Source organism: Flavobacterium sp. N1736 (assembly GCF_025947065.1).
Taxonomy (GTDB): Bacteria; Bacteroidota; Bacteroidia; order Flavobacteriales; family Flavobacteriaceae; genus Flavobacterium.
On the sequence record NZ_CP109994.1, the window covers coordinates 3,473,012 to 3,497,661 of the forward strand.

At 35.3% G+C, this 24,650-nt stretch carries 18 protein-coding genes; 12 read left to right on the forward strand and 6 right to left on the reverse strand.

The genetic code is table 11. The features are described 5' to 3' along the window. Positions 1 to 45 precede the first annotated feature (45 nt). Positions 46 to 1,734 (forward strand): Ig-like domain-containing protein, encoded by a 1,689-nt coding sequence (locus OLM54_RS14880; protein ID WP_264535363.1) that lies wholly within the window; start codon positions 46 to 48, stop codon positions 1,732 to 1,734. On the opposite strand, the gene OLM54_RS14885 is transcribed toward OLM54_RS14880, so the two are convergent. Beyond that, on the reverse strand, positions 1,731 to 2,498 hold the full coding sequence (locus OLM54_RS14885) for a nitrilase family protein (protein ID WP_264535364.1): 768 nt from the start codon (positions 2,496 to 2,498) through the stop codon (positions 1,731 to 1,733). The two genes, OLM54_RS14880 and OLM54_RS14885, sit on opposite strands and share 4 nt — an antisense overlap. Before the next feature lie 233 nt (positions 2,499 to 2,731). Here OLM54_RS14885 and OLM54_RS14890 point away from each other — a divergent pair, with 233 nt between their 5' ends. The 8 genes from OLM54_RS14890 to OLM54_RS14925 all read left to right on the forward strand — a co-directional run bounded on the left by OLM54_RS14890 (position 2,732) and on the right by OLM54_RS14925 (position 13,644). After that, positions 2,732 to 5,887, forward strand: coding sequence for a SusC/RagA family TonB-linked outer membrane protein (locus tag OLM54_RS14890; RefSeq protein ID WP_264535365.1), 3,156 nt, complete (start codon positions 2,732 to 2,734; stop codon positions 5,885 to 5,887). Positions 5,888 to 5,898: 11 nt separating this feature from the next. Continuing rightward, on the forward strand, positions 5,899 to 7,428 hold the full coding sequence (locus tag OLM54_RS14895; RefSeq protein ID WP_264535366.1) for a SusD/RagB family nutrient-binding outer membrane lipoprotein: 1,530 nt from the start codon (positions 5,899 to 5,901) through the stop codon (positions 7,426 to 7,428). A gap of 199 nt (positions 7,429 to 7,627) precedes the next feature. Beyond that, positions 7,628 to 8,947 (forward strand): GntP family permease, encoded by a 1,320-nt coding sequence (locus OLM54_RS14900; protein ID WP_264535367.1) that lies wholly within the window; start codon positions 7,628 to 7,630, stop codon positions 8,945 to 8,947. Between the two features lie 5 nt (positions 8,948 to 8,952). Continuing rightward, a complete protein-coding gene (locus OLM54_RS14905; protein WP_042565550.1) occupies positions 8,953 to 9,420 on the forward strand; it encodes a RidA family protein in 468 nt (155 codons plus the stop codon). A 241-nt stretch (positions 9,421 to 9,661) separates the two neighbouring features. After that, positions 9,662 to 10,693 carry a sugar kinase gene (locus OLM54_RS14910; RefSeq protein ID WP_264535368.1) on the forward strand — a complete coding sequence of 344 codons (1,032 nt, stop codon included), beginning with the start codon at positions 9,662 to 9,664 and terminating at the stop codon, positions 10,691 to 10,693. Between the two features lie 15 nt (positions 10,694 to 10,708). Next, positions 10,709 to 11,356 carry an aldolase gene (locus OLM54_RS14915; protein ID WP_264535369.1) on the forward strand — a complete coding sequence of 216 codons (648 nt, stop codon included), beginning with the start codon at positions 10,709 to 10,711 and terminating at the stop codon, positions 11,354 to 11,356. Between the two features lie 3 nt (positions 11,357 to 11,359). Beyond that, the gene (locus tag OLM54_RS14920) at positions 11,360 to 12,475 is read left to right on the forward strand and encodes a D-TA family PLP-dependent enzyme (RefSeq protein WP_264535370.1); all 1,116 of its coding nucleotides are present in this window, start codon (positions 11,360 to 11,362) and stop codon (positions 12,473 to 12,475) included. Positions 12,476 to 12,573: 98 nt separating this feature from the next. After that, positions 12,574 to 13,644, forward strand: coding sequence for a dipeptidase (locus tag OLM54_RS14925; RefSeq protein WP_264535371.1), 1,071 nt, complete (start codon positions 12,574 to 12,576; stop codon positions 13,642 to 13,644). Here OLM54_RS14925 and OLM54_RS14930 read toward each other — a convergent pair. Continuing rightward, positions 13,641 to 14,417, reverse strand: a complete 777-nt coding sequence (locus OLM54_RS14930; protein WP_264535372.1) for a DeoR/GlpR family DNA-binding transcription regulator — start codon at positions 14,415 to 14,417, stop codon at positions 13,641 to 13,643. The two genes, OLM54_RS14925 and OLM54_RS14930, sit on opposite strands and share 4 nt — an antisense overlap. Before the next feature lie 189 nt (positions 14,418 to 14,606). Here OLM54_RS14930 and OLM54_RS14935 point away from each other — a divergent pair, with 189 nt between their 5' ends. Next, positions 14,607 to 16,910: a family 20 glycosylhydrolase gene (locus tag OLM54_RS14935; protein ID WP_264535373.1), complete on the forward strand. Its 2,304-nt coding sequence runs from the start codon at positions 14,607 to 14,609 to the stop codon at positions 16,908 to 16,910. 62 nt (positions 16,911 to 16,972) lie between these two features. Here the strand turns inward: OLM54_RS14935 and OLM54_RS14940 are convergent, their stop codons facing one another. The 3 genes from OLM54_RS14940 to OLM54_RS14950 all read right to left on the reverse strand — a co-directional run bounded on the left by OLM54_RS14940 (position 16,973) and on the right by OLM54_RS14950 (position 20,489). Further along, positions 16,973 to 17,719 carry a succinate dehydrogenase/fumarate reductase iron-sulfur subunit gene (locus OLM54_RS14940; protein WP_035617551.1) on the reverse strand — a complete coding sequence of 249 codons (747 nt, stop codon included), beginning with the start codon at positions 17,717 to 17,719 and terminating at the stop codon, positions 16,973 to 16,975. 92 nt (positions 17,720 to 17,811) lie between these two features. Continuing rightward, entirely contained in the window at positions 17,812 to 19,812 is a 2,001-nt protein-coding gene (locus OLM54_RS14945) for a fumarate reductase/succinate dehydrogenase flavoprotein subunit (RefSeq protein WP_264535374.1), read from the reverse strand. A gap of 11 nt (positions 19,813 to 19,823) precedes the next feature. Continuing rightward, positions 19,824 to 20,489 carry a succinate dehydrogenase cytochrome b subunit gene (locus tag OLM54_RS14950; protein ID WP_264535375.1) on the reverse strand — a complete coding sequence of 222 codons (666 nt, stop codon included), beginning with the start codon at positions 20,487 to 20,489 and terminating at the stop codon, positions 19,824 to 19,826. Between the two features lie 320 nt (positions 20,490 to 20,809). Between OLM54_RS14950 and OLM54_RS14955 the strand changes: the two genes are divergently transcribed. Continuing rightward, positions 20,810 to 22,171: a hydroxymethylglutaryl-CoA synthase family protein gene (locus tag OLM54_RS14955; RefSeq protein WP_264535376.1), complete on the forward strand. Its 1,362-nt coding sequence runs from the start codon at positions 20,810 to 20,812 to the stop codon at positions 22,169 to 22,171. A gap of 199 nt (positions 22,172 to 22,370) precedes the next feature. Here the strand turns inward: OLM54_RS14955 and OLM54_RS14960 are convergent, their stop codons facing one another. Continuing rightward, positions 22,371 to 23,126 (reverse strand): hypothetical protein, encoded by a 756-nt coding sequence (locus OLM54_RS14960; RefSeq protein WP_264535377.1) that lies wholly within the window; start codon positions 23,124 to 23,126, stop codon positions 22,371 to 22,373. Positions 23,127 to 23,355: 229 nt separating this feature from the next. Here OLM54_RS14960 and OLM54_RS14965 point away from each other — a divergent pair, with 229 nt between their 5' ends. Then, a complete protein-coding gene (locus OLM54_RS14965) occupies positions 23,356 to 24,648 on the forward strand; it encodes an aminopeptidase P family protein (protein ID WP_264535378.1) in 1,293 nt (430 codons plus the stop codon). Positions 24,649 to 24,650 lie beyond the last annotated feature (2 nt).

Here is a 24,650-nt window from a genome sequence, read left to right on the forward strand (position 1 = left end):
AAGCAAATATAATCGTTATTTTGTGCAATCAAATTTAAAACGGTTATGTTGAAAAACAACTTCAAATATATTTCACTTCTACTTGTATTGTTCATGATGAGCTGCGCCAAAAGAGGCAGCATTACCGGCGGGTTAAAAGATACTTTAGCGCCTGTATTGACTTCGAGTTCGCCAAAAAACTATAACACTAATTTTAAAGGAGATCGAATCGTATTAAATTTTGATGAATACGTAAAGCTTAAAAACCTCAACAAACAGCTTATTATTTCACCTCCAATGAAACATGAGCCTATTATCACACCAACAAATGTGAGTAAGGTTCTGACTATTCGAATTCTGGATACTTTACAGCCAAATACGACGTACAGTTTTAATTTCGGACAAAGTATTACGGATAATAATGAGGCAAATCCGATGAATCAGTTTAAATATATTTTCTCAACCGGACCATATATTGACTCGCTTTCAATTGGCGGAATTATAAAAGATTCTTATGAAAAAAATGTCGATAATTTTGTTTCTGTTATGTTGTATGAAGCAAATGACAAATACAAAGATTCTGTTGTTTACAAAGAATATCCAAGATATATCACGAACACGTTAGATAGTTTGAGAACATTTAAACTTGAAAATCTAAAAGCAGGAAAATATCTTTTGGTAGCCCTGAAAGATAAAGGTGCCAATAATAAATTTAATCCTAAAGACGATAAAATTGGATTTATCAAGCACTTTATTACCGTACCAAACGACACTCTTTTTGAGTTGGAATTGTTTAAAGAAACATTGCCTTTAAAAACGCTAAAACCAATACAAGCTTCAGGAAACAGATTGCTTCTTCCGTATGAAGGAAAACAGAATTTTAAACTTTCAAAACCTACAATTGTTCTTAAACACAATAACGAAATTGTAGAAACTGTTGTAACGCAATTTCCTAAAAAAGATTCTTTGCAAGTTTGGTATAAACCTTTAAAAGCAGATTCATTATCAATTGAAGTTACGAAAGATAAGTATGATAAAAAATTTACTTTTAGAGTTAAGGATCAAAAGAAAGACACTTTAAACATTACGGCTGCGCAAAACGGCGTACTTAATTTTAGAGACAGATTTACGTTAGAATCTGCAACGCCTTTGGTAAAATTCGATAAGTCGAAAATGAAATTAATCAACAAGGATTCTCTTGCCGTAGATTTCACGACAGAATACAATGAATTGGAACAAAAACTATATTTTGACTTTAAGAAAGAGCCTTTAGAAAAATATCATTTTACTTTTCTACCGGGCGCTCTGACTGATTTTTTCGATAAAACAAACGATACTTTAGCCTATAAATTAACGACGAGGGAATATGCTGATTATGGGAATTTAATTTTGAATTTAAAGAATGTAAAACGATTCCCGATTATTGTTGAAATAACGAATAAAAAAGGAGATATTGTACTTGCCAGCGACTATTCTGAAGGCAATACAAAAATTCAGTTTGATTTATTACAGCCCGATTCATTTACTTTGCGGGTAATCTATGATGACAATAAAAACAAGATCTACGATTCAGGAAATTTCCTGTCGAAAACGTATGCCGAGGAAGTTTTTTATTATCAAAAAGAAATTGACGTTCGAACGAATTGGGATGTTGACGAAACTATTGATTTAAGCATTCCGTATAATCCCGAAATCGAGAAAAAAGAAACGGACAAGAAAAGAAAAGAAGATCAGAAAAAGAAAAAAGCTTTCTAGATTTTAATTTCGAAATTGTCTTTATCGCTTAAAAAATCAAGTTTTTTTCGGGTTTCCAACATTACATTTTTATCTAATTCGACCACAAAAACATCTTCTGTTTCTTGTGGTTCAACGATATAATGTCCTAAAAAATCAACCGCTTGCGAATGCCCGATATATTCATAATCATTCGCATCAAAACCTATTCTGTTTACACCAACAACATAACTCAGGTTTTCGACAGCGCGTGCTTTTAGTAAAATATCCCACGCATTTGTGCGCACTTTTGGCCAGCTGGCAATATATAGGAGCAAATCATAATGTCCTACATTTCTGGCAAAAACCGGAAATCTTAAATCGTAGCAAACCTGCAGGCAAATTTTCCAGCCTAAATAATCTACTATCACTTTTTCTGTTCCGGCAGTATAGGTTTTGTCTTCGCCCGCAAGCGTAAACAAATGTCTTTTGTTATAATATTGAATTTCTCCGGAAGGAAAAACAAACAGCATTCGGTTATAAAACGCATTGTTTTCGGCAATAATCAAACTTCCTGTAATGGCACAATTTTTCTCTTTTGCCATTTTTTGCATCCACAAAACTGTTTCCTCTTTCATGGTTTCGGCTACAGCCAAAGCATTCATAGTGAATCCTGTAGAAAACATTTCGGGCAGCACGATCAAATTAACTTCAGAATCGATTTGATTTATTTTCGATTCAAAAGCAATTCTGTTTTTAGAAGCTTCTTCCCAATATAGATCTGATTGTATAAGTGCGATTTTCATACTTCAAAAATACGAATTTTAATATGAAAATTATTTTTTGCAAAAAAAGCATATTCTGCAAAATTTTCTCAAAACGCCTTTAATAATCATACTTCTTTTAGAAATTAAAAACGAGTCGATAAATTATATTGCAAAAAATATGCATTTTGTGCAAAAAATATGCAACTGTGAAAAATAAATATATATATTTGATCGCCAATAAAAACCAAAAAAACAACTAACCAAGAAAAATTATGAAAGCAAAGCTAATTTCATTAGTGTTTATCGGAGGAATCATCTTCTCTATAAACGCCAAAGAGATTGCAATAAAAAAGCATCTTTTTGAACAAACAAGCAATCAGGTTGAAATTTCAGGTCAAATCCTCGGTCAGGATGACGGAATGCCAATTGCCGGAGCTACAATTTATGCCGAAAGCAATACTAAAAATGCCACCATATCTGATGAGAACGGAAAATTTAAATTAAACGTTCCTGAAAACGAAGCTCATATTATTATTTCCTACATGGGTTACGAAACTTTATCATTTGCCTTAATTAAAACTACAAGTTTAACCATCAGATTAAAACCTGCAGAAAATGTTTTAGAACAGGTTTTGGTAACGGCACTTGGGGTTAAAAAAAGCAGTAAAGCAATTGCATACGCCGTAACAGAACTTAAAGGAACAGAATTTACAAAAGCAAAAGAAACCAATATCGCCAATGCATTAGTTGGAAAAATTGCCGGTGTAAATGTAAGCAGCACCGCAACGGGACCAAACGGTTCAAGCAGGGTTGTTATTCGTGGAAATGGTTCGTTAAACGGAAATAACCAGCCTATGTATGTGGTAAATGATTTGCCCATTGATAATACGCAATTGAATTTACCGGGAATTGGAAACGGCGCGGGAGCAACAAGAATAAATGTCGATCGGGGCGATGGAACTTCAGTCATAAATCCTGACGATATTAAAACTATTACGGTTTTGAAAGGCGGAACTGCTGCCGCTCTTTATGGCGCAAATGCTGCAAATGGAGTAATTTTGATTCAGACGAAAAGAGGTTCAGCGCAACCAGGAATAGGCGTTGAATACAATACTTCGTTTACTTTTGAAACGCCGTCGATTATTCCGGATTGGCAATATGAATACGGTTCCGGAGCGGGAGGAAAAAAGCCAACAACACAAGCCGAAGCTATTGCTGACGGACGCTGGTCGTGGGGTGCAAAAATGGACGGAACTGATGTTATTCAGTTTGACGGAGTTGCAAGACCTTATGTAGCGCAAAAAGATAATATCAAGAATTTCTACAAAACGGGAACTACTTTTATCAATTCGATCGCTTTATCAGGCGGAAATGAAAAAGCAACCGGACGTCTTTCGTTTTCGAATATGGATAATGAAAGCATTTTGCCAAACTCCGGTTTTAACCGCAAAACTTTAAATATTGCCGGAAATGTGAATTTAACGGACTGGCTAAAATTTGATGTCGTTACCCAATATAATTTAGAAAAATCAGAAAACAGACCTACCGTTTCTGATGCGGAAGCAAATGCCAACTGGGGAACTTACATGATTGCAAACACTGTCGACATTAGAAACCTTGCCCCGGGTTATGATGCAAATGGTGTTGAGGAAGCATGGAACCCGGTTGCCGTTGCTACAAACCCGTATTTTGTGGTGAATAAAATTAAAAACCACGATACTAAAAATCGGTTTATCGGAATGGTTAATGTAAAATTGAATTTTACCCGCGACTTATTCCTTCAGGGAAGAATTGGTCAGGATTATACGGATTATGATTTCTTCGGATACATTCCAAAAACAACTTTAAATAATCCGGTTGGATATGCGCAGGCTTCAAAAATGAAATTATCAAACCTAAATTCTGAAGCGATTCTTAATTATACCAAGAAAAATATTTACAAAGAATTCTCTTTAAATGCTTTGGTTGGCGTTAATTCAAGAACGACGCTTAGAGACGAAACTAAAGTCGAAGGATCAAATTTTGTATTGGATAATTTTTATGCTTTAACCAACTTATCGACGTTGACATATAGTTATCCGTACGGAAAAACAAAAACAAACTCTGTTTACGGAGCTGTAGATTTAGATTATAAAAATATTGTTTTCTTAAACTTTACAGGTCGTCAGGATTGGTTTTCGACTTTATCCGCAGAAAATAATACTGTGTTTTATCCGTCTATCGGGACAAGTTTGATTGTTTCGGATATGATAACAATGCCTCAATTTATTTCATTTGCAAAACTTAGAACTTCCTGGGCTCAGGTTGGTGGCGCAACTCCGGATCCGTACGCATTAAATCAATCTTATTCTATGATTCAGGGCGGACATAATGGTCAGCAATTGCAAGGTCCAACAAGTACAAGAGTTCCAAATTCGACTTTAAGCCCGTTAACATCAACAACATTTGAGATTGGAACTGATTTAGGATTTTTCAATAATCGTTTAAATGTTGATTTTGCATGGTACAATCGTGCCACTACAAATGATATTGTTGAAACGACAATTTCTACCGCTTCAGGAGCAAACACTGCTTTACTGAATCTTGGAAAAATGAGAAATAAAGGTGTCGAACTTTTACTTACCGGAAAAATCATCAACAATAAAAACTTTTCATGGGATGCTACTTTCAACGGATCCTACAATAAAAATACCGTTGAAGCACTTACAGATCAGCTAAACTCGATTACAATGGCAACTTCTGTAAACGGATATGTAACCATTACCAGCGATGTTGGGCGCCCATACAGTATTATAAAAGGATACAAACCGCGTGTTGACGCAAACGGAAACACTGTTTATAATGTAAGTGGCGGTTCTGCAACCGTAGCGCAAGGTCCGCTTGAAGAATTAGGACAGGGGGTTCATCCTTGGGGAGCCGGAATTAGCAATGAATTCAAATACAAAAATATCTCATTCAGCTTTTTAATCGACGGGAAATTCGGCGGAAGCTTATACTCCGGAACTGATTTATACGGAACTCGTATGGGTTTAACCAAACTTACGCTTGATGGTCGTGAAACAGGATTACCAATTTCTGGTGTTGACACAAACGGAAATCCGGTAAATATGGTTATTGCTCCGGAAAACCTTAGAACGTATTATGATGGTTTAAGAAACATTTCATCAACTTTTGTTTACGATGCAAGTTTTATAAAACTAAGACAAATCATTTTGGGGTATCAATTGCCAATAGAAAAACTAAAATCATTGTCTAAACTTCAGGGTGTTTCGGTTTCATTCGTAGCCAGAAACTTATTCATTCTTTACAAGAAAACACCAAACGTAGATCCTGAATCTGTATTTAGCGCAGGAAATGCTCAGGGAGTAGAACAATTTGGATTACCTAAAACAAGAAGTTTCGGTTTAAGTTTAAACGTTAAATTCTAAAATTAAAAGACATGAAAAAGATAACCATTCTATATATAACAGGCGTACTTTTAGCAAGTATGACAAGCTGTACCAAAGACTTTGAAGAAATAAATACAAACCCGAATGTTGTTGAAAATCCAAACGCAAATTTCATTTTCAGTAAATCAATTTTAGACGGTTTAAACAATAATTATTTTTTTACCAATATTCTGGAATGCGGCGGAATGCTGCAGCATTATGCCACTTACAAAGAAGCATCGGGAGTTGGAGATAAATATTTAAGCAACGAAGTTTATTTTTCGGCTTACTTTAATCAGGCTTATCCAACGGCATTAAGTGAAACCGAAATTGTAATCGATGCGGTAAAAGACAACGCAAACGACAGCAACAAATTAAATATTACCAGAATCTGGAAAGTGTATTTGTATCACAGAATTACAGATTTATACGGAGATATTCCGTACTCTGAAGCTGCAAAAGCAAACAGCACACAAATTTTTCTTCCAAAATATGATACTCAGGAATTCATCTACAAAGATTTATTGAAAGAACTGGATGAAGCTGCTTTGGCATTAGACGCAACGAAACCAAGTTTTGGCGGTGCCGATTTTATCTATAATGGCGATGTCGCAAAATGGAAAAAATTCTCATATTCGTTAATGCTTCGTTTAGGAATGAGGCTGTCTAAAGTTGATCCGACATTGGCACAAACCTGGGTTAACAAAGCAATTGCCGGAGGCGTAATTCTGAATACGGCAGATAATGCAATTATGAAATATACGGATGGACCGAATGACTTTAACAGAAATCCTTCAGGCTTTGATTCGAGAAAACAAGATTTTTCCGCAGGATCTTATGGCCAGAGAAATGTGGAAGGCGGAAAATTATCCAAAACATTTATTGATCTCTTACAAGCAACAGCCGATCCAAGAATTAGCGTTTACGCCGGAGTTTGGGAAGGAACAGTTCAAAACACAAGTCTTGCGGCACAAAAAGGTTTTCCTAACGGAATAAAAATAGCGCCAACACCAATAGAACAAGCCACTTATTCTGAACCAAATCAAAGTACCGTTTTTAAATACGATGCGCCGCTTATGATTTTAAGCAATGCCGAAACCAATTTATTATTGGCAGAAGCCGCTGCAAGAGGCTGGTACGCTGGCGAAACTGATCAGGCTCTATATGAAAAAGGAGTAAAAGCTTCTTTTTTAAACATGGGAATTTACGGAACAGCGTATACCATTGCAGATGCAACGCCATATTTAACCCTGAATCCATTTAATGCAGCCGGATCTTTTGAAGATAAAATGAATCAGATTCATACTCAAATGTGGATTGCCCTTTTTGTAGACGAGCAGGAAGTTTATGCTAATTGGAGAAGAACAGGATATCCGGTTTTAGTTCCTGTAAACTTTCCGGGCAATGTTACAAACGGCACAATTCCAAGACGTTTCAAATATCCAACCAGCGAATATTCAGTCAATTCCGCTAACTTAGCAGAAGCAGTTAAACGTCAGGGCGAAGATAATTTCACAACAAGAATCTGGTGGGATAAATAATAATAAACAATTGGTGTAATTAATTTAAACACATAGAAACATAGCTTAAAAATGTTAAAAAAAAACGTTTCACTTGCATTAACAAACATAGTTACTATGTGTTAAAAGCCAGCTTTTTTTTAACTCCTAATTGAAGTAAAAAAATCTATGTTTCTATGGTGTTTAAAATTTTAGCTATAAGTTAATAATACAAAAATAAATGAGCATATTAATTCTTACGGCATGCATTGCATTTTTAATCATTCAAATCGCCTGGTTTAAACTCAATCCGTTTATTGCCTTTATCATAACAGCTTTACTGGCAGGTCTTTTTTTAGGTCTGCCAATAAACACCTTATCGCAAACGGTGCAAAAAGGTTTAGGCGAAATGTTAGGTTCAATTACGCTGATTATCGTTTTTGGAACCTGCATTGGTAAACTTACGGTTTCATCCGGCGCAGCCAATATTATTGCCAAAACAGTTATGGGATGGACGGGCGAAAAATATGTCCGCTTAGGCTTAATGATTACCGGATTTATTGTTGGGATACCGCTATTTTATAGTGTTGGATTTGTTTTGTTAGTACCTTTAATCTTTTCAGTAGCCCATCAATTTAAACTTTCAAAAGTATATTTGGGAATCCCTATGCTTGCGTCACTTTCAGTTGCGCACGGTTTTTTGCCTCCACATCCGTCTCCAATGGCGTTAAGCAGTATTTTAAATGCTGATATTGGTCTTGTTTTAGTGTACGGAATCATCATTGCCATACCAACCATTTTTATTGCAGGTTTGTTATTTTCGAATTTGCTCAAAAACATCAAAACCGAATCTGATCATGAAATTTTAAATGTTGAAGAAGTAGCAAACGAAGGAAAATTGCCGAGTTTCTCCGTTAGTTTATTTTCAGCCTTGTTTCCGGTTTTCGGTTTAACCATAACTTCAATATTGCCGTTACTTTCAGACAATGAAACACTAATAAATATTTGCAAAACCGTTGGTGAACCAAGCATGATTATGCTGATTTCACTTCTTATTTGCACGTACACTTTAGGAATCAGAATGAACCGAAGCCTGACTTCTGTAATGGATGATTATGCCATTGCCATAAAAGATGTCGCACTGATTGTTTTAATTGTTGGCGGTGCCGGAAGTTTAAAAGAAGTGATGATCGTAAGCGGCGTAAACGAAACCATCGTGGCAGCTTTAACCCAAATCAACATTCATCCGTATTTACTGGCGTGGATTATGGCGGCAATTATCAGAGTTTGTGTAGGTTCTGCAACTGCGGCAGGATTAATGACTGCCAGCGTTTTATTACCTTTGTTGCAAGCTAATAGTCTTGACCCCAATCTGTTAGTTTTATCTGTTGGAGCAGGAAGTTTGATGTGCTCGCATGTAAACGATCCAAGTTTTTGGATGTTCAAAGAATATTTTAATATCAGCCTGAAAGATACTTTTAAATCATGGACCGTAATGGAATCCCTGGTATCTGTTTTAGGAATTGTTTTCGTTTTTATTTTAAACTCAATTATACATTAAAAATCATGAATTTATTACCACAAGAAAAATTTGAAACACTCGGCTTATCATTACCGCCAGCGCCTCAACCTCTTGGTATATATAAACCTTATTTAGTCGACGGAAAGTATTTGTACCTTTCTGGTCACGGTCCTGTTCGCGACGACAAATCTTTAATTATCGGAAGAATTGGCGACGATATGGATATTGAAGAAGGAAAACTCGCCGCAAGACAAGTTGGTTTAACCATGCTTTCGACAATTGTAACCAATTTTGGAAGTCTGAACAAAGTAAAACGTGTTATAAAAGTATTGGGAATGGTAAATTGCAATGGCGATTTCCTCAGACATCCGTACGTAATAAACGGCTGCAGTGAATTATTCGCTGAAGTTTGGGGACAAGAAAACGGAATTGGCGTAAGAAGCGCCGTAGGAATGGGATCTTTACCAGACAATATTCCTGTTGAAGTTGAAGCCGTTTTTGAATTATATTAAAAAGTTATGCCACAGATTAATATGATTAAAAAGGATTAAACGCATAGAAACATAGGTTTCTTGCCTGAATACCAGAAGGAAGTAGAAAAAACTAGCTTTCACACATAGCTATGTTTGTTAATGCAAGTGAAACGCCTTTTTTCAGCACTTTAAAACTATGTTTCTATGTGTTTAAAAATTAACCGCTAAGTTTATAAAATCATTTTAATCTATATAATCTGTGGCAAAAAAAACAAAACACATGAATACAAATACGCCACAAACTAGAATTGCAACTTTCGGAGAATTATTACTTCGGATGAATGTTGCCAATGGAGATCGGTTTACGCAGGCCAATGAAATAAAAGTACACGTTGGCGGTGCCGAAGCAAATGTTTGTGTTTTACTTTCTCAACTTGGCATTCAAACCGATTATATAACGAGATTACCCCAAAATGATTTGGCGCAACTGGCTTTAAACGAACTTCAGAAATACAAAGTAAATACTTCAAAATGTGTGTATGGCGGAGAACGTTTGGGTTTGTATTTTGTCGAAGTCGGAAATCAAATCAGGCAATCGCAGGTTATTTACGATCGAAGCAATTCATCCTTTGCCACTATTCAAAAAGATCAAATTAACTGGGATATGGCTTTCGCCGATGTAACCCATTTTCATTGGTCGGGAATAAGTCCGGGAGTTTCTAACGAAGCCGGTTTGGTTTGTAAAGAAGCCATTCTTTCGGCACATAAAAAAGGATTGCCTATTTCTTCTGATTTTAATTACCGATCAAAATTATGGCAATACGGAAAACATCCGTCTGAAATTATGCCCGATTTGCTTCAATACAGCACCATTACGGTTGCAGATTTAGATGCGATTGAAATTTATTTCGGAATAAAAACCGACAAAAAGGAATCGGATGCAAATCGTTTTCAAAAGACTTTTGAATTATTAAAAGAGAAAATGCCTTATCTAAAAACCCTCGCAATGAGTTTTAGAAAATCAGACGGGCTGGCGCATTTATATAAAGGAATGTTACTTCATGAAGGTCATTTTTATGAAACAAAAGAATACAAAATACATTTGGTAACCGATCAAATTGGTTCCGGAGATGCCTTTAACGCTGGATTATTATACGGATTATCGAATAAATTATCAGCACAGGAATGTATCGACTGGGCAACCGCCTGCGGTGTAATCAAACAGAGTATTCACGGAGATTTTGCCATGAGCAATCCAACAGAAATAAGTCATTTTATTGCAAATGGCGCGAGTAACAGAATCAATAGATAAATTAGAATCAAGAATATGTACAGCATTTTAAAAGCACAAGGCGTACTTCCGTTAGTAACACAAATCAATATCGAAACAGCCAGAATTGTGCTGCAGTCTGCCAGTGATGCCGGCATAAAAATTATCGAGTTTGCCGCTCGTGCAACTGATGCTAAAGAAGTTTTTACGCAAATGGTTGCATTTAAAAAAGCAAACAATTTAGATATTAAACTGGCGGTTGGTTCTATTTTAAGTGTTGATGATGCTAAAATATACCATCAATTGGGCGCAGATTGTATCGTTTGCCCGCATACAGATTTTGAAATTGGTAATTATTGTATTAAAAATAATATTTACTGGATTCCCGGCGCAGCAACTTTAAACGAGGTGCTTCACGCCAATAAATTAGGTGCCGATATTGTAAAACTTTTTCCTGCTGATAAAATTGGCGGACCCGGATATGTAAAAGCGATTAGAGCGCCGTTTCCAAATTTAAAAATAATGCCAACCGGAGGCGTAACTTTAGAAGAAAGCAATCTGAAATCATGGTTCAAATCCGGCGTTGTTTGTGTTGGAATTGGTTCTAATTTATTTTCGAAAGAAATGCTTTTGGATTTAAATTATGAGCAATCATTTCAGGCTTTTCAAAATTTAATTGAAGTGGTAGAAAAAACAAGAAACTAGATTATGCAAAACAATTGGTGGAAAATTAATTCCGAAATTCACGTTGATACACCGTTTTTAGCCGTTTACGAAGATCGTATCCGGTTTAATCTCGAACGCCTTATTGGCACAGTAAACGGTGACACTCAAAAATTAAGGCCTCACATAAAAACACATAAAATAGGTGAAATTCTGGAGTTGTTTAAAATTTACAATATCAAAAAAGTAAAATGTGCTACGATTGCCGAAGCTGAACTTGCGGCAATACATGAGATTCCTGACATTCTCCTCGCCTATCAGCCTGTGGGAGTTAAAAAAGAAAGATGGATTTCGTTGATTCAAAAATATCCAAATATCAATTTCTCGACTATTGTCGACAATCTGGAATCGGCGAAAGCCTTACATGAAATTGCCAAAAAAAACAATCTGATTCTAACTATTTATTTGGATTTAAATTCGGGAATGAACAGAACCGGAATTTCAATTCATAAAGACTGGAGCATTTTAATAGATGAAATTGCTGCATTAAAAAACATGCATTTTGCAGGAATTCATATTTACGATGGTCATTTAAAAGGCGATGCAGAAGAGAGAACCACCATAACTTCAAATATATTTTTTAGCATAAATGAACATCTTCAAACTATTCAGAAAAAGCTGGGTTACGATTTAAAAATTGTTGCCGGCGGATCTAATACATTTCCGTTTTATGCCACACAAAAAAATGTAGAATGCAGTCCGGGAACTTTTGTTTTTTGGGATTCTAATTACCAGATTCATTTACCGGAACAGGAATTTAAACCTGCTTTGGTTATTGTGGGAACCATAATTTCAAAACCCACAAATACAACAATTTGTATTGATATTGGATACAAAGCCGTTTCATCAGAAAATCCGATTGACAAAAGATTAGTGATTTTAAATGATGAAAATCTAATCCCGATTTCGCATTCAGAAGAACATTTGATTGTAGAAAATCAGGGCAAAAACCAATATCAAATTGGCGATACCATTTATGCACTGCCGTATCATGTTTGCCCAACCTGCGCACTTTACGATTCTGTTCAGGTAATCAATAAAGAGCAGCAAATTTGCGATCAATGGCTGGTTGCAGCGCGCGGCAGAAAAATTAATATCTAGCAGCAGAAAAAGGAGAATAAAGAAAAAGAATAGACCTCATAATAACACTTGTAGAGAACCTCTGAGCCTTTGGACTTTTGTCCATTAAAAAAAATACTATGTTTATAATAGACGCCCATTTAGACCTGAGCATGAATGCGATGGAATGGAATCGAGATTTAAGAAATGACGTACCAACTTTGCGCCATTTAGAAAAAGGAATGACGGATAAACCGGATCGTGAACGTGCTACGGTTTCGTTTCCGGATTTGCGACGCGGCAATATCGGGATTGTAGTCGCTACGCAAATTGCAAGATTTGTAAAACCAGACAGTATTATTCCGGGTTGGAATTCTCCTGAGCAAGCCTGGGCGCAAACACAAGGACAGCTTGCGTGGTATAAAGCGATGGAAGAAGCCGGAGAAATTACAGCAATTACCGATAAAAAATCGCTCCAAAAACAAATTGATTTATGGAATGACGGAACACCAAACGATAAAAAACCAATTGGATATATTTTGAGTTTAGAAGGTGCTGATTCTATTATTGATATTTCGTATTTAGAAAAAGCATACAATTACGGATTACGCGCCATTGGTCCTGCACATTATGGACCCGGACGTTACGCAAACGGAACTGATGCAACAGGAAAAATGAATCAGAACGGTCTGGATTTGTTGAAAGAAATGGAACGATTGAATATTATTCTCGATGCCACACATTTGTGCGACGATGCTTTTTGGCAGGCTTTAGACCATTATAACGGACCCGTTTGGGCAAGTCATAATAATTGCAGAAGCCTGGTTGATCACAATCGTCAATATAGCGACGAAATGATCAAAGCTTTGATTTCGAGAGGCGCAGTTATTGGCGGTGCTTTAGATGCGTGGATGTTAGTTCCGGATTGGGAACGAGGCGTTTCGACTCCGAAAGGTACAAATTGCGATCTTGAAACGGTTTTTAAACACATGGATCATATTTGCCAATTGGCAGGAAATGCAAATCATATTGGCGTAGGCTCAGATCTTGACGGCGCTTTTGGCACAGAGCAATCTCCGTATGATTTAAATACGATTGCTGATTTACAAAAACTCGTTCTTATCTTTAAAAGCAAAGGTTATTCTGATGAAGATTTAAACAAAATCTTTCACCAGAACTGGATTAATTTTTTAATGAAAAATTGGGATTAAATAAAGACTAAACTTGGAACTGCCTTCTTATACGATTGTAATTTTTCGTCGTTTGGATCAACTTCCGTGACAACGTAATCAACCTCAGATAAGTTGGCAATTTTCATTTTTAAAACCGTATCGAGTTTTTCAGAAATAGTAAGAATCGCGGTTTTTTCAGAAGCCTGAATCATTGCTTTTTTAACCTGAACGGTTTCCCAGTCAGAATCTGAAAATCCGCCTTCGATATCTAAAGCATTTGTTCCTAAAATTAATAAATCGACTTTAATATTTGCCAACTGATTATAGACATCGCCGCTCACACACATTTGGCTGTAGGATGAAATACTGCCGCCAATCATGATAATTTTAACGTTGGGTTTATCCAAAAGTTCAACCGCAGATAAAACGGTAACCGTAAAAATAGTAAGATTTAAATCATTAGGAATTAAGCGAATGAATTCGCGAATTGTAGTTCCGCCGCCAATTAATAAAACCATTCCGTCGTGAAGTAAACCTAAAGTTTTTTGTGCAATGATTTGTTTTGATTCGCCTGCATAAGTTTGATTTGATGAAGAATGATGGTACGCTTTTGTCATCGCACCGCCTTTTACTTTAATCAATAACGATTCTGATTCAAGTTCATTAATATCACGTCTCACCGTATCTTCTGAAACAAATAATTTAGCCGAAAGTGTTTCAAAACTGACGCGGGTATGCAAGTTAATCTCTTTTAAAATAAGATTTTTACGCTCTTCCTTGCTATAGTTTACCACTTCATTATCGTTGTTCATGCAAATTCAATTTTATTGAAAGCAAATGTAAACAATAAATGCAATATTATTGCGAAGTGAATTATAACTCAAAGTAATAAAAAAGTTAACGAGCCTATTTTAAAGACATTTATATACAATTTAGTGCTGCAAAAAAAATGCAGCTTCATTTACAAAACCTACATTTGTTTAACAAACCAAAAAATAACCATGCAAAAAAGTATATTTCTCTTTTTGATATTCTGTTATTCGTTCGGAAATGCACAAACTTCTCTAACTAATAATTCCATCATTCCTGCTCCAAATTCATACAAAGCAACCGGAGACAGTATTACTATAAATGGACAAGTAAAAGTTATTTTTGAAAATAATAAGTTCAGCATGAAAGAACTTAAAACAGCGCAAATTTTTGAGTCGGCTATTAACAAAAATGTGTCTTCAAAAAAGAGCAATATTGCCATTTTGTTTATTACCAAAAATCCATCAGCTTCATTAAAAAAAGAAGCATATACAATTAATATTACTGCAAAAAAGATCACCGTTACCGGAAGTGAAGAAGGATTATTTTATGCGGTTCAGAGTTTAATGCAGCTTTTTCCGAACAAACCTAAAAATCAGGAAATAAAATTGCCTTTTGTAACCATCGAAGACGAGCCCAGATACGGTTACCGCGGGCTTCACCTCGATGTTTGTCGTCATTTCTTTTCTGTTGCTGTTATAAAAGATTTTATTACACAAATGTCCAGTTATAAATTAAACAACTTTCACTGGCATTTAACAGACGATCAGGGCTGGAGAATTGAGATAAAAAAGTATCCAAAATTAACCGAAATCGGATCTAAAAGAGCACAGACTTTAGTGGGAAATAAATTCGAAAGATCACCGTATTTTTTTGACGGAAATCCGTACGGAGGTTTTTATACGCAGGAAGAAATTAAAGACGTTGTAAAATTTGCCGAGGAACATTATGTCAATATAATTCCCGAAATCGAAATGCCCGGACATGCAACGGCAGCGGTTACGGCATATCCAAATTTAGCTTGTTTTCCGGATCGCCAATATAAAGTTGTAGAATATTGGGGTGTTTTTGAAGATATTTTTTGTGCGGGAAAGGAAGAAACCTTTACTTTTCTTGAAGATGTTTTAACTGAAGTTATGGCTTTGTTTCCGAGTAAATATATTCATATTGGCGGAGACGAATGTCCGAAAACAAGATGGAAAGAATGCCCGAATTGTCAAAAACGAATCAAAGAATTAGGTTTAAAAAACGAACATGAATTACAAAGTTATTTAACTACAAGAATCGAGAAATTCCTGAATGCAAACGGAAGACAAATTTTAGGTTGGGATGAAATGCTCGAAGGCGGACTTGCACCAAATGCCGCTGTAATGTCATGGCGAGGTGAAGCCGGCGGAATTAGTGCCGCAAGACAAAAACATAACGTAATCATGAATCCGGAACAGGTTCTTTATTTAGATTACAACCAAGGATATTCTCCACAAGAACCTTTAACAATTGGAAGATTGACGACGGTTGAAAAAATATACAATTACAACCCAACTCCTGTCGATAGTTTAACTGTTGACGAGCAAAAATACATTATGGGCGTGCAGTCGAATCTTTGGTCAGAATATTTGACAAGTCCCGCAAAATTAAATTACATGATTTATCCGCGAGTATTTGCTTTAGCAGAAATTGCCTGGACAGAACCTAAAAACAAAGATTACGATCATTTTATTTTAAATCAAATTCCGTATCATTTAGAAAAACTAGAAGCACAAAAAAGATTGTACAAAGTTCCAACTCCTTTTGGCGCTAATGAAACGGCACTAATAGCATCACAATATGTTTTAGATTTAAAACCAACGATCAAAAATAGTCAAATTTTCTACACAATTGACGGTTATAATCCTGATGAAACGGCAGAACTTTACACAAAACCTGTAACGATAAATATCCCAAAAGGAGAATTTAGAATCATAAAAACGGTTCAGATTAGTGCAAGCGGAAGAAGAAGTTCTATCAGTAAAATATTGGTTCGGAATCCCGATTTAAAATCGGCTTTAACCATAAAACCAACTAAGAAAGGTTTAAAGTTTGATTATTTTACAGGAACATTATTTCAGCAAGCGCAAGATTTAGAATTATCAAAACCTGTTAATTCCGGCATTTTTGAAGGTGCAATAAGCAGCGAAAAATGGAAAACGAAAACAGAGCGCTATATCGGCTTAAAATTCGACGGATACATCTATATTCCTGAAACTGCAAATTATACAATTTCGACGCTTTCAGATGACGGATCGAAGCTTTTTATCGACAATGAATTAGTAGTTAATAATGATGGCATTCATTGGCTCAACGAAGCGTATGGAGCGGTGAAACTCGAAAAAGGTTTTCACAAAATCAATATCAGTTATTTTGACCAGATTGGCGGAACTACTTTAACTTGTTTTATTCAGCAGGAAGGAAAAGAAAAACAAGAAATTAGCGCTTCGCAATTGTATTATGAATAAGGTATAAAAAAGGATCAGCATAAACTGATCCTTTTTTTATTTAAAATTAAAAGTCTTTTAAATTATCCTTTTAAGCTTGCTGATAAATACTCACGGTTCATACGTGCGATATTTTCAAGAGAAATTCCTTTAGGACATTCTACCTCACAAGCTCCGGTGTTGGTACAGTTACCAAAACCTTCGTGATCCATTTGGTGTACCATGTTTAATACACGATCAACCGCTTCAATTTTACCTTGAGGCAATAAAGCATATTGAGAAACTTTTGCAGCAACGAACAACATTGCCGATGAGTTTTTACAAGTTGCAACACAAGCTCCACAACCAATACAAGCAGCAGCATCAAATGATTTATCTGCGTCGTGTTTGTTTATCGGAATTGTATTTGCATCAATTGTATTTCCTGAAGTATTTACCGAGATAAATCCTCCTGCATGTTGAATTCTGTCAAAAGAACTTCTGTCAACAACTAAATCTTTAATTACAGGGAAAGCTTTTGCTCTAAATGGCTCGATAAAAATCGTGTCACCATCTTTAAACATACGCATGTGTAATTGACAAGTTGTAACTCCTCTGTCTGGTCCGTGTGCTTCTCCGTTGATGAATAAAGAACACATTCCGCAGATTCCTTCACGACAATCGTGGTCAAATGCTACCGGCTCTTCTCCTTTGTTGATTAATTGTTCGTTAAGAACATCAAGCATTTCAAGGAAAGACATATCTGGTTCGATTCCGTCAATTGGGTAATCAACGATTCCTCCTTTATCCTGGGCGTTTTTCTGACGCCATATTTTTAATGTAAGTTTCATACTGTTTTAGTTTGAAGGTCATAAAGTCGAAAGTCGAAAGTCACTTAGCATTTAGCCATTAAACTTTAAGACTTTTGTCTTTTGACTAATTGCTATTTGTAGCTTCTTTGTACTAATTTAATGTTTTCGTAAACCAGAGGTTCTTTGTGTAATACTGCATCACTTGGTTTTCCTTTGTATTCCCAAGCTGCAACATATGCAAAGTTTTCGTCATCACGAAGTGCTTCTCCTTCTTCTGTTTGGTATTCTTCACGGAAGTGACCTCCACAAGACTCATTACGGTGCAATGCATCTTTCGCGAACAATTCTCCTAACTCTAAGAAATCGGCAACACGTGTCGCTTTCTCTAATTCCTGATTAAATTCGTTAGCGCTTCCAGGAACTTTTACATCTTTATAAAACTCTTCACGTAAAGCGGCAATTTCTTCGATAGCTTCAGTTAAACCTTTAGCGTTACGAGCCATACCAACTTTATCCCACATGATTTTTCCTAATTTCTTATGGAAATAATCTACAGAATGAGTTCCTTTATTATTGATAAATCTGTCGATTTGATCTTTTACTTCTTTTTCTGCTGCTGCGAATTCTGGTAAATCTGTAGAAATTTCTCCCATTTTAATATCCGGAGCTAAATAATCTCCAATAGTATAAGGTAACACGAAATATCCATCAGCTAAACCTTGCATCAAAGCAGAAGCTCCAAGTCTGTTTGCTCCGTGATCAGAGAAGTTAGATTCTCCAATTGAGAAACAACCCGGAATTGTAGTCATTAAGTTATAATCAACCCAGGTTCCACCCATTGTGTAGTGAACCGCAGGGTAAATCATCATTGGTGTAGTATAAGGATCTTCGTCAACGATTTTGTAATACATCTGGAATAAGTTTCCGTATTTACTTTTCACGATTTCAGCTCCTAGTTTAGTTACCAAAGCCGCATCGTTAGCATCTAAACCTTTTACGAAAGCTTCTTCAGTTCCGTAACGTTTAATTGCTGCTGCGAAATCCAAGTAAACCGCTTCTCCTGTTTTGTTAACTCCAAAACCGGCATCACATCTTTCTTTTGCAGCACGAGACGCTACGTCACGAGGTACTAAGTTACCAAAAGCAGGATATCTTCTTTCTAAGAAATAATCTCTCTCAGCTTCAGATAAATCTGTTGCTTTTTTCTTTCCTTCACGAATTGCCTGTGCATCTTCTTGTTTTGCAGGAACCCAAATACGACCGTCATTACGTAACGACTCAGACATCAAAGTCAGTTTTGACTGGTGATCTCCAGAAACCGGAATACAAGTTGGGTGAATTTGTGTGTAACAAGGATTTGCGAAAAACGCTCCTTTTTTATGAATTTTCCAAGCTGCTGTTGCGTTACTTCCCATAGCATTTGTTGACAGGAAAAATACGTTACCATATCCTCCCGAACCAACTACTACAGCGTGAGCAGAATGTCTTTCTATTTCTCCTGTAACTAAATTACGAGCGATAATACCTCTTGCTTTTCCGTTCACGATAACAATGTCAAGCATTTCGTGACGGTTGTACATTTTTATTTTTCCACGACCAATCTGGCGGTTCATTGCAGAATAAGCTCCTAACAATAATTGTTGTCCAGTTTGTCCTTGTGCATAAAAAGTACGGGAAACTAAAGTTCCTCCAAAAGAACGGTTATCTAATAATCCGCCATATTCACGAGCCAATGGTACACCTTGCGCCACACACTGGTCAATAATATTAGCAGAAACTTCGGCCAAACGGTGAACATTTGCCTCACGTGCACGGTAATCTCCTCCTTTTACAGTATCGTAAAATAATCTGTAAACCGAGTCACCGTCACCTTTATAATTTTTTGCCGCATTGATACCACCTTGTGCAGCAATAGAGTGCGCACGACGAGGTGAATCCTGAAAACAAAATGCTTTTACGTTATATCCCTGCTCAGCCAAAGTAGCCGCAGCTGAACCTCCAGCCAAACCTGTACCAACAATAATAATATCTAAATTACGTTTGTTTGCAGGGTTTACTAAATTAATATGATCTTTATAATCTGTCCATTTGTCCGATATTGGGCCGTGTGGAATTTTTGAATCTAATGCCATTATAATTTATATTAATTATTGAAATGATGAAATAATGCGATAATTACGAAAAGTGCCGGTACTACAACTGCAAAACCGTAACCCACTTTACTTAAAAATCTAGAATATTTATTGTGCATTCCCATTGATTGTAGAGAAGACCCGAATCCATGCCAAAGGTGAAATCCTAATAACACAAAAGCTACACAATATAATCCCGTACGAATTGGATCGTGAAATTTATGAACTAACTCTCCATAATATCTTGTAGCGTCAGGCGTGTTACCTTCTACATATTTATACGCAATTTCAGGAACCCAAAAATCATAAAAGTGCAATACAAAGAAAGCCAATACAACAGCTCCCGAAATAATCATATTTCTTGAAGTCCATGAAGCGTTAGCAGCTCCGTTGTATTTTGCATAAGCAATAGGTCGTGCATTTCTATTTTGTATTGTCAGAACAAATCCAAATACAAAATGGAAAATTACACCAAATGCTAAAACAGGTTGCATTACATATTGAATTAGCGGATTGTATCCCATAAAATGAGAAACTTCGTTAAAAACGTTTTCACTAAAAATAGAAACTAGATTTAAGGAAACATGCAGCGCTAAAAACGAGATTAAGAACAGTCCTGAAAGAGCCATTGCAACTTTCTTTAAGATGGACGCGTTCAATAGTGCAGATTGTGCCATAAGAGTTTAAGTAGTTTGTTTTAAAAAATTATACAAAAATAAAGCAAATACAAATGAACTACAACCATTTCGCTGTTATTTATAATGATTTTAAAGAGCTTTTAAGACTATTATACAAAATATTAGAAAACAACTAAATAAGCTAATTTCATGAAGCATTTTAACGAAATCCTGACATTTATACAATTACCAAATTATTATTTTTTTTAGGTTTTTGACTTATTTTCCTCAAAAATAAAGCCTCACCGAATTTTAATGAGGGAAAACGAATGAATTTTAATAGCATAATTTTACCTTTATCGGCTTCAAAAAAAATCAGAATGAAAACAGGAATTGACGCTATTTCTTTTGACGTAGCCAACATACATTTACCCATCAAAACTTTGGCTGTTGCCAGAAATATAGAACCAGAAAAACTAGAAAAAGGTCTCGGATTAATTAAAATGACTTTGCCGGATGTTCATCAGGATGCGGTTGTTTTTGGAGCAAACGCTTTAACAAAACTTATTCTTGAAAACAAAATAAACCTAAACGAAATAAGCCGGATTTATGTTGGAACCGAAAGCGGAATCGACAGTTCGAAACCAATTAGTTCTTTCTTAATCAGTTTAATGGAGCAAAAATTTGGCGAAGATTCTCTTTCCGAATGTGATGTTGTCGATTTTACTTTTGCCTGTATTGGCGGTGTCGATGCTTTGCAAAACTGTATTGATTTTGTAAAACTAAACCCAACCAAAAAAGCAATTGTCGTTACGACAGATTTTGCAAAATATGATTTAAATTCAACCGGAGAATACACACAAGGCGCCGGAGCTCTGGCAATGCTTGTCACTTCAAACCCAAGAATTATTGCTTTTGATGAAAATTGGGCAACATCTACAAAAGGTGTTTTTGATTTTTTCAAACCTTACAGAACTATCTCAAAAGAAACGATTACGCAAAACGAAAACAACGATCCTTGGTTTGACAATTTAGAAGCCGAAATCGAGATCCACAAAGATCAACCGGTTTTTGACGGTCAATATTCGAATCAATGTTATATGGATCGTACGCGAAATGCTTACTTTTCGTTCAAGAAATTAAAAAATACAACCGAAACTTTATATAATTCATGGAACAGTATTATTATGCACCTTCCCTACTCTTTTCAGGGACGCAGAATGTTGTCTGAAATTTATGCTTTAGATCATGCTGATAAAATTATTGCAGAAAATATAGAATCGGCAGATTATCAAAACAAAATTAAAGAAGTCGGAAAATCTGACGAATACAAAAAGTTTGTAACCGAGAAATTACAACCCGCAGAATTGGCTTCATCTTTAATAGGAAACTTATATACCGGTTCCATTTTCATGGGATTATTATCGACTTTGGCTCATTATTATGATACTAAAACTGAAGTTGCAGGAACTAAATTCGGTTTTCTGGCGTATGGAAGCGGATCTAAATCGAAAGTTTTTGAAGGAACAATTCAAACAAACTGGCAATTGGCTTTAGCCAAAACCAAACTTTTTGAAAATCTGGAAGAAAGTGTAGAAATTGGTTTTGAAACTTACGAAAGTCTTCACAAAAAAGAACAAAAACAAAGCATTCGAACTCCTAAAAACGAATGGATTTTAGATCGAATCGAAAAAGAAATCCCTGTTTTAATTGGAGCGAGATATTATAAATGGGTTGAATAAATTCTAATAGAAAAATTCCAATTAAATACGATTAACCTTTGTCAAAGTTTTGAACTTTGACAAAGGTTTTTTTATTAAGCCCAATCGTCATTGCGAGGAACGAAGCAACCACACTAACAAAATCAACCAATGTTATATACAAGATGAGATTGCTTCGTTCCTCGCAAAGACTTTGCAGTCGTACCAAAATAAGTTCAAATTATTCTTTTTTAAATTTTCTCTTTTCGATCAAATATTCTTTATTTTCGATAATCCAGTATTTCTTTATCCATAAATTATCTTTATTATAAACATACCGGTATTTCTCCTCTTTATATTTAGATCTTCCTCCTGCAATTATTATTGGATAAGTTTCTTCTGGAATTGATTTTCGTTTTACTTCGATTACATTTTTAAAAACATCATAAACATAGTTATTGATTTCAATATTGCTTTTACCTTCATATTTTGAAAATACTTTTTGTTCCAAAACAGCACCAAAAGAATTGTATAGTAATTCTACTTTATAAGAAGTTAAAGAGTCCATTTTTGTTTTTGGAAATTCTATAGTTTGTGGTAAATTTTGAGAATTAAAATTAGAGTAATATTCTCTGGACAAACATTTTTTTTCAATTAACTGATTACTTGAATTGTAAACATATGAGTATTTTATAGTGTCATTAATCTGACCTTTATTGATATTGAATTTTATAATTTCAGAAACAACATTCTTTTTTAAATCGTAATTGTATTCAGATTTATAAACTAAGCTAGATTTGTTAAAAGTCTCTACTTCTTTTATTTTTCCATCTTCTAAAATATATCTGCTTGAAAAGGCACTTTTTTTATTATTAAAATATTTTTTATTTTCAACACTTCTGTATTTCTTTAGGTTATCATTATTTTCAAGTCGATAAAAAGATTGACTTAATAAAGATATTGGAAATAAAAAAAGATATAGATAAACAATTTTCATACTTATATTTTCACTTGTTGATATGATAATCTCCTAGAGTTTAATTTTTTCACCAATATACAAAATTTAATATATGGTAATTTCTTCGACAAACCCAACAGGTTTTAAAAACCTGTCGGGTTTAATTGTTACGCGTACCAAACAAATAAGAAAACTTTAATAAATCAATTATATCATCTTCTCTAAAAAATAGTAATTTTGAAAATTCGAAGTTCAAAAATTAGTTATTATGAAATATCATCAAATAAACAGCGCTCTTTTTGTAAAAAATCGCAGAAAATTTACGGCAGAAATGAAACCTAATAGTGTTGCCGTTTTCAACTCAAATGACATTTACCCAATTAGTGCCGATAGTACTTTGCCATTTGCTCAACACCGGGATATTTTTTATCTGAGTGGTGTTGATCAGGAAGAAAGTATTTTGCTTTTGTTTCCGGATGCACCTTTTGAGAATCAAAAAGAGATTCTTTTCTTAAAAGAAACCAACGATCATATTGCCGTTTGGGAAGGTGAAAAACTAAGCAAAGAACGCGCTTTTCAGGTTTCGGGAATCAGAACTGTTTATTGGCTGCAGGATTTTCATAAAATTTTGAACGAAATGATGACGTACGCTGATACGATGTACATTAATACAAACGAACATTATCGCGCAACTGTAGAAACAGAAACTCGTGAAGCTCGTTTTGTAAAATGGTGGAAAGAGCGTTATCCTGCGCATAATGTTGCGAAAAGTAACCCAATTTTACAGCGCATTCGTTCTGTAAAAGAAAGTGAAGAAATCGATTTGATCCAGCAAGCTTGTGATATTACAGAAAAAGGTTTCCGCAGATTATTGTCGTTTGTAAAACCAAATGTTACGGAATATGAAATCGAAGCTGAATTGGCACACGAATTCATCAGAAACCGTTCTAAAGGTTTTGCTTATACACCAATTATTGCTTCAGGAAACAATGCGAATGTTTTGCATTACATCGAAAACAATCAGCAATGTAAAGCCGGAGATTTAATTTTATTGGATGTTGCGGCAGAATATGCGAACTATTCAAGTGATATGACAAGAACAATTCCGGTTTCGGGAAAATTCTCTGAAAGACAAAAAGCGGTTTACAATGCAGTTTTGAGAGTGAAAAATGAGGCTACAAAAATGTTGGCTCCGGGAACGCTTTGGAAGCAATATCATGTTGAAGTGGGTAAAATTATGACGTCTGAATTACTTGGTTTAGGTTTAATTGATAAAGCCGATGTTCAAAACGAAAATCCGGATTGGCCAGCTTATAAAAAATATTTTATGCACGGAACTTCTCATCACATGGGACTTGACACGCACGATTATGGTTTGCTTCACGAACCTATGAAAGCGAATATGGTTTTTACGGTTGAACCGGGAATTTATATTCCGGCTGAAGGTTTTGGAATTCGTCTGGAAGATAACGTTGTGGTTCAGGAAAAAGGAGAACCTTTTAACTTAATGCGCAATATTCCGGTTGAAGTTGATGAAATCGAGAGTTTAATGAATTCATAATT

Coding starts and splice junctions, on each gene's coding strand:
- OLM54_RS14880 (WP_264535363.1), top strand. CDS start 46: ATGTTGAAAAACAACTTCAAATATATTTCACTTCTACTTGTATTGTTC.
- OLM54_RS14885 (WP_264535364.1), bottom strand. CDS start 2,498: ATGAAAATCGCACTTATACAATCAGATCTATATTGGGAAGAAGCTTCT.
- OLM54_RS14890 (WP_264535365.1), top strand. CDS start 2,732: ATGAAAGCAAAGCTAATTTCATTAGTGTTTATCGGAGGAATCATCTTC.
- OLM54_RS14895 (WP_264535366.1), top strand. CDS start 5,899: ATGAAAAAGATAACCATTCTATATATAACAGGCGTACTTTTAGCAAGT.
- OLM54_RS14900 (WP_264535367.1), top strand. CDS start 7,628: ATGAGCATATTAATTCTTACGGCATGCATTGCATTTTTAATCATTCAA.
- OLM54_RS14905 (WP_042565550.1), top strand. CDS start 8,953: ATGAATTTATTACCACAAGAAAAATTTGAAACACTCGGCTTATCATTA.
- OLM54_RS14910 (WP_264535368.1), top strand. CDS start 9,662: ATGAATACAAATACGCCACAAACTAGAATTGCAACTTTCGGAGAATTA.
- OLM54_RS14915 (WP_264535369.1), top strand. CDS start 10,709: ATGTACAGCATTTTAAAAGCACAAGGCGTACTTCCGTTAGTAACACAA.
- OLM54_RS14920 (WP_264535370.1), top strand. CDS start 11,360: ATGCAAAACAATTGGTGGAAAATTAATTCCGAAATTCACGTTGATACA.
- OLM54_RS14925 (WP_264535371.1), top strand. CDS start 12,574: ATGTTTATAATAGACGCCCATTTAGACCTGAGCATGAATGCGATGGAA.
- OLM54_RS14930 (WP_264535372.1), bottom strand. CDS start 14,417: ATGAACAACGATAATGAAGTGGTAAACTATAGCAAGGAAGAGCGTAAA.
- OLM54_RS14935 (WP_264535373.1), top strand. CDS start 14,607: ATGCAAAAAAGTATATTTCTCTTTTTGATATTCTGTTATTCGTTCGGA.
- OLM54_RS14940 (WP_035617551.1), bottom strand. CDS start 17,719: ATGAAACTTACATTAAAAATATGGCGTCAGAAAAACGCCCAGGATAAA.
- OLM54_RS14945 (WP_264535374.1), bottom strand. CDS start 19,812: ATGGCATTAGATTCAAAAATTCCACACGGCCCAATATCGGACAAATGG.
- OLM54_RS14950 (WP_264535375.1), bottom strand. CDS start 20,489: ATGGCACAATCTGCACTATTGAACGCGTCCATCTTAAAGAAAGTTGCA.
- OLM54_RS14955 (WP_264535376.1), top strand. CDS start 20,810: ATGAAAACAGGAATTGACGCTATTTCTTTTGACGTAGCCAACATACAT.
- OLM54_RS14960 (WP_264535377.1), bottom strand. CDS start 23,126: ATGAAAATTGTTTATCTATATCTTTTTTTATTTCCAATATCTTTATTA.
- OLM54_RS14965 (WP_264535378.1), top strand. CDS start 23,356: ATGAAATATCATCAAATAAACAGCGCTCTTTTTGTAAAAAATCGCAGA.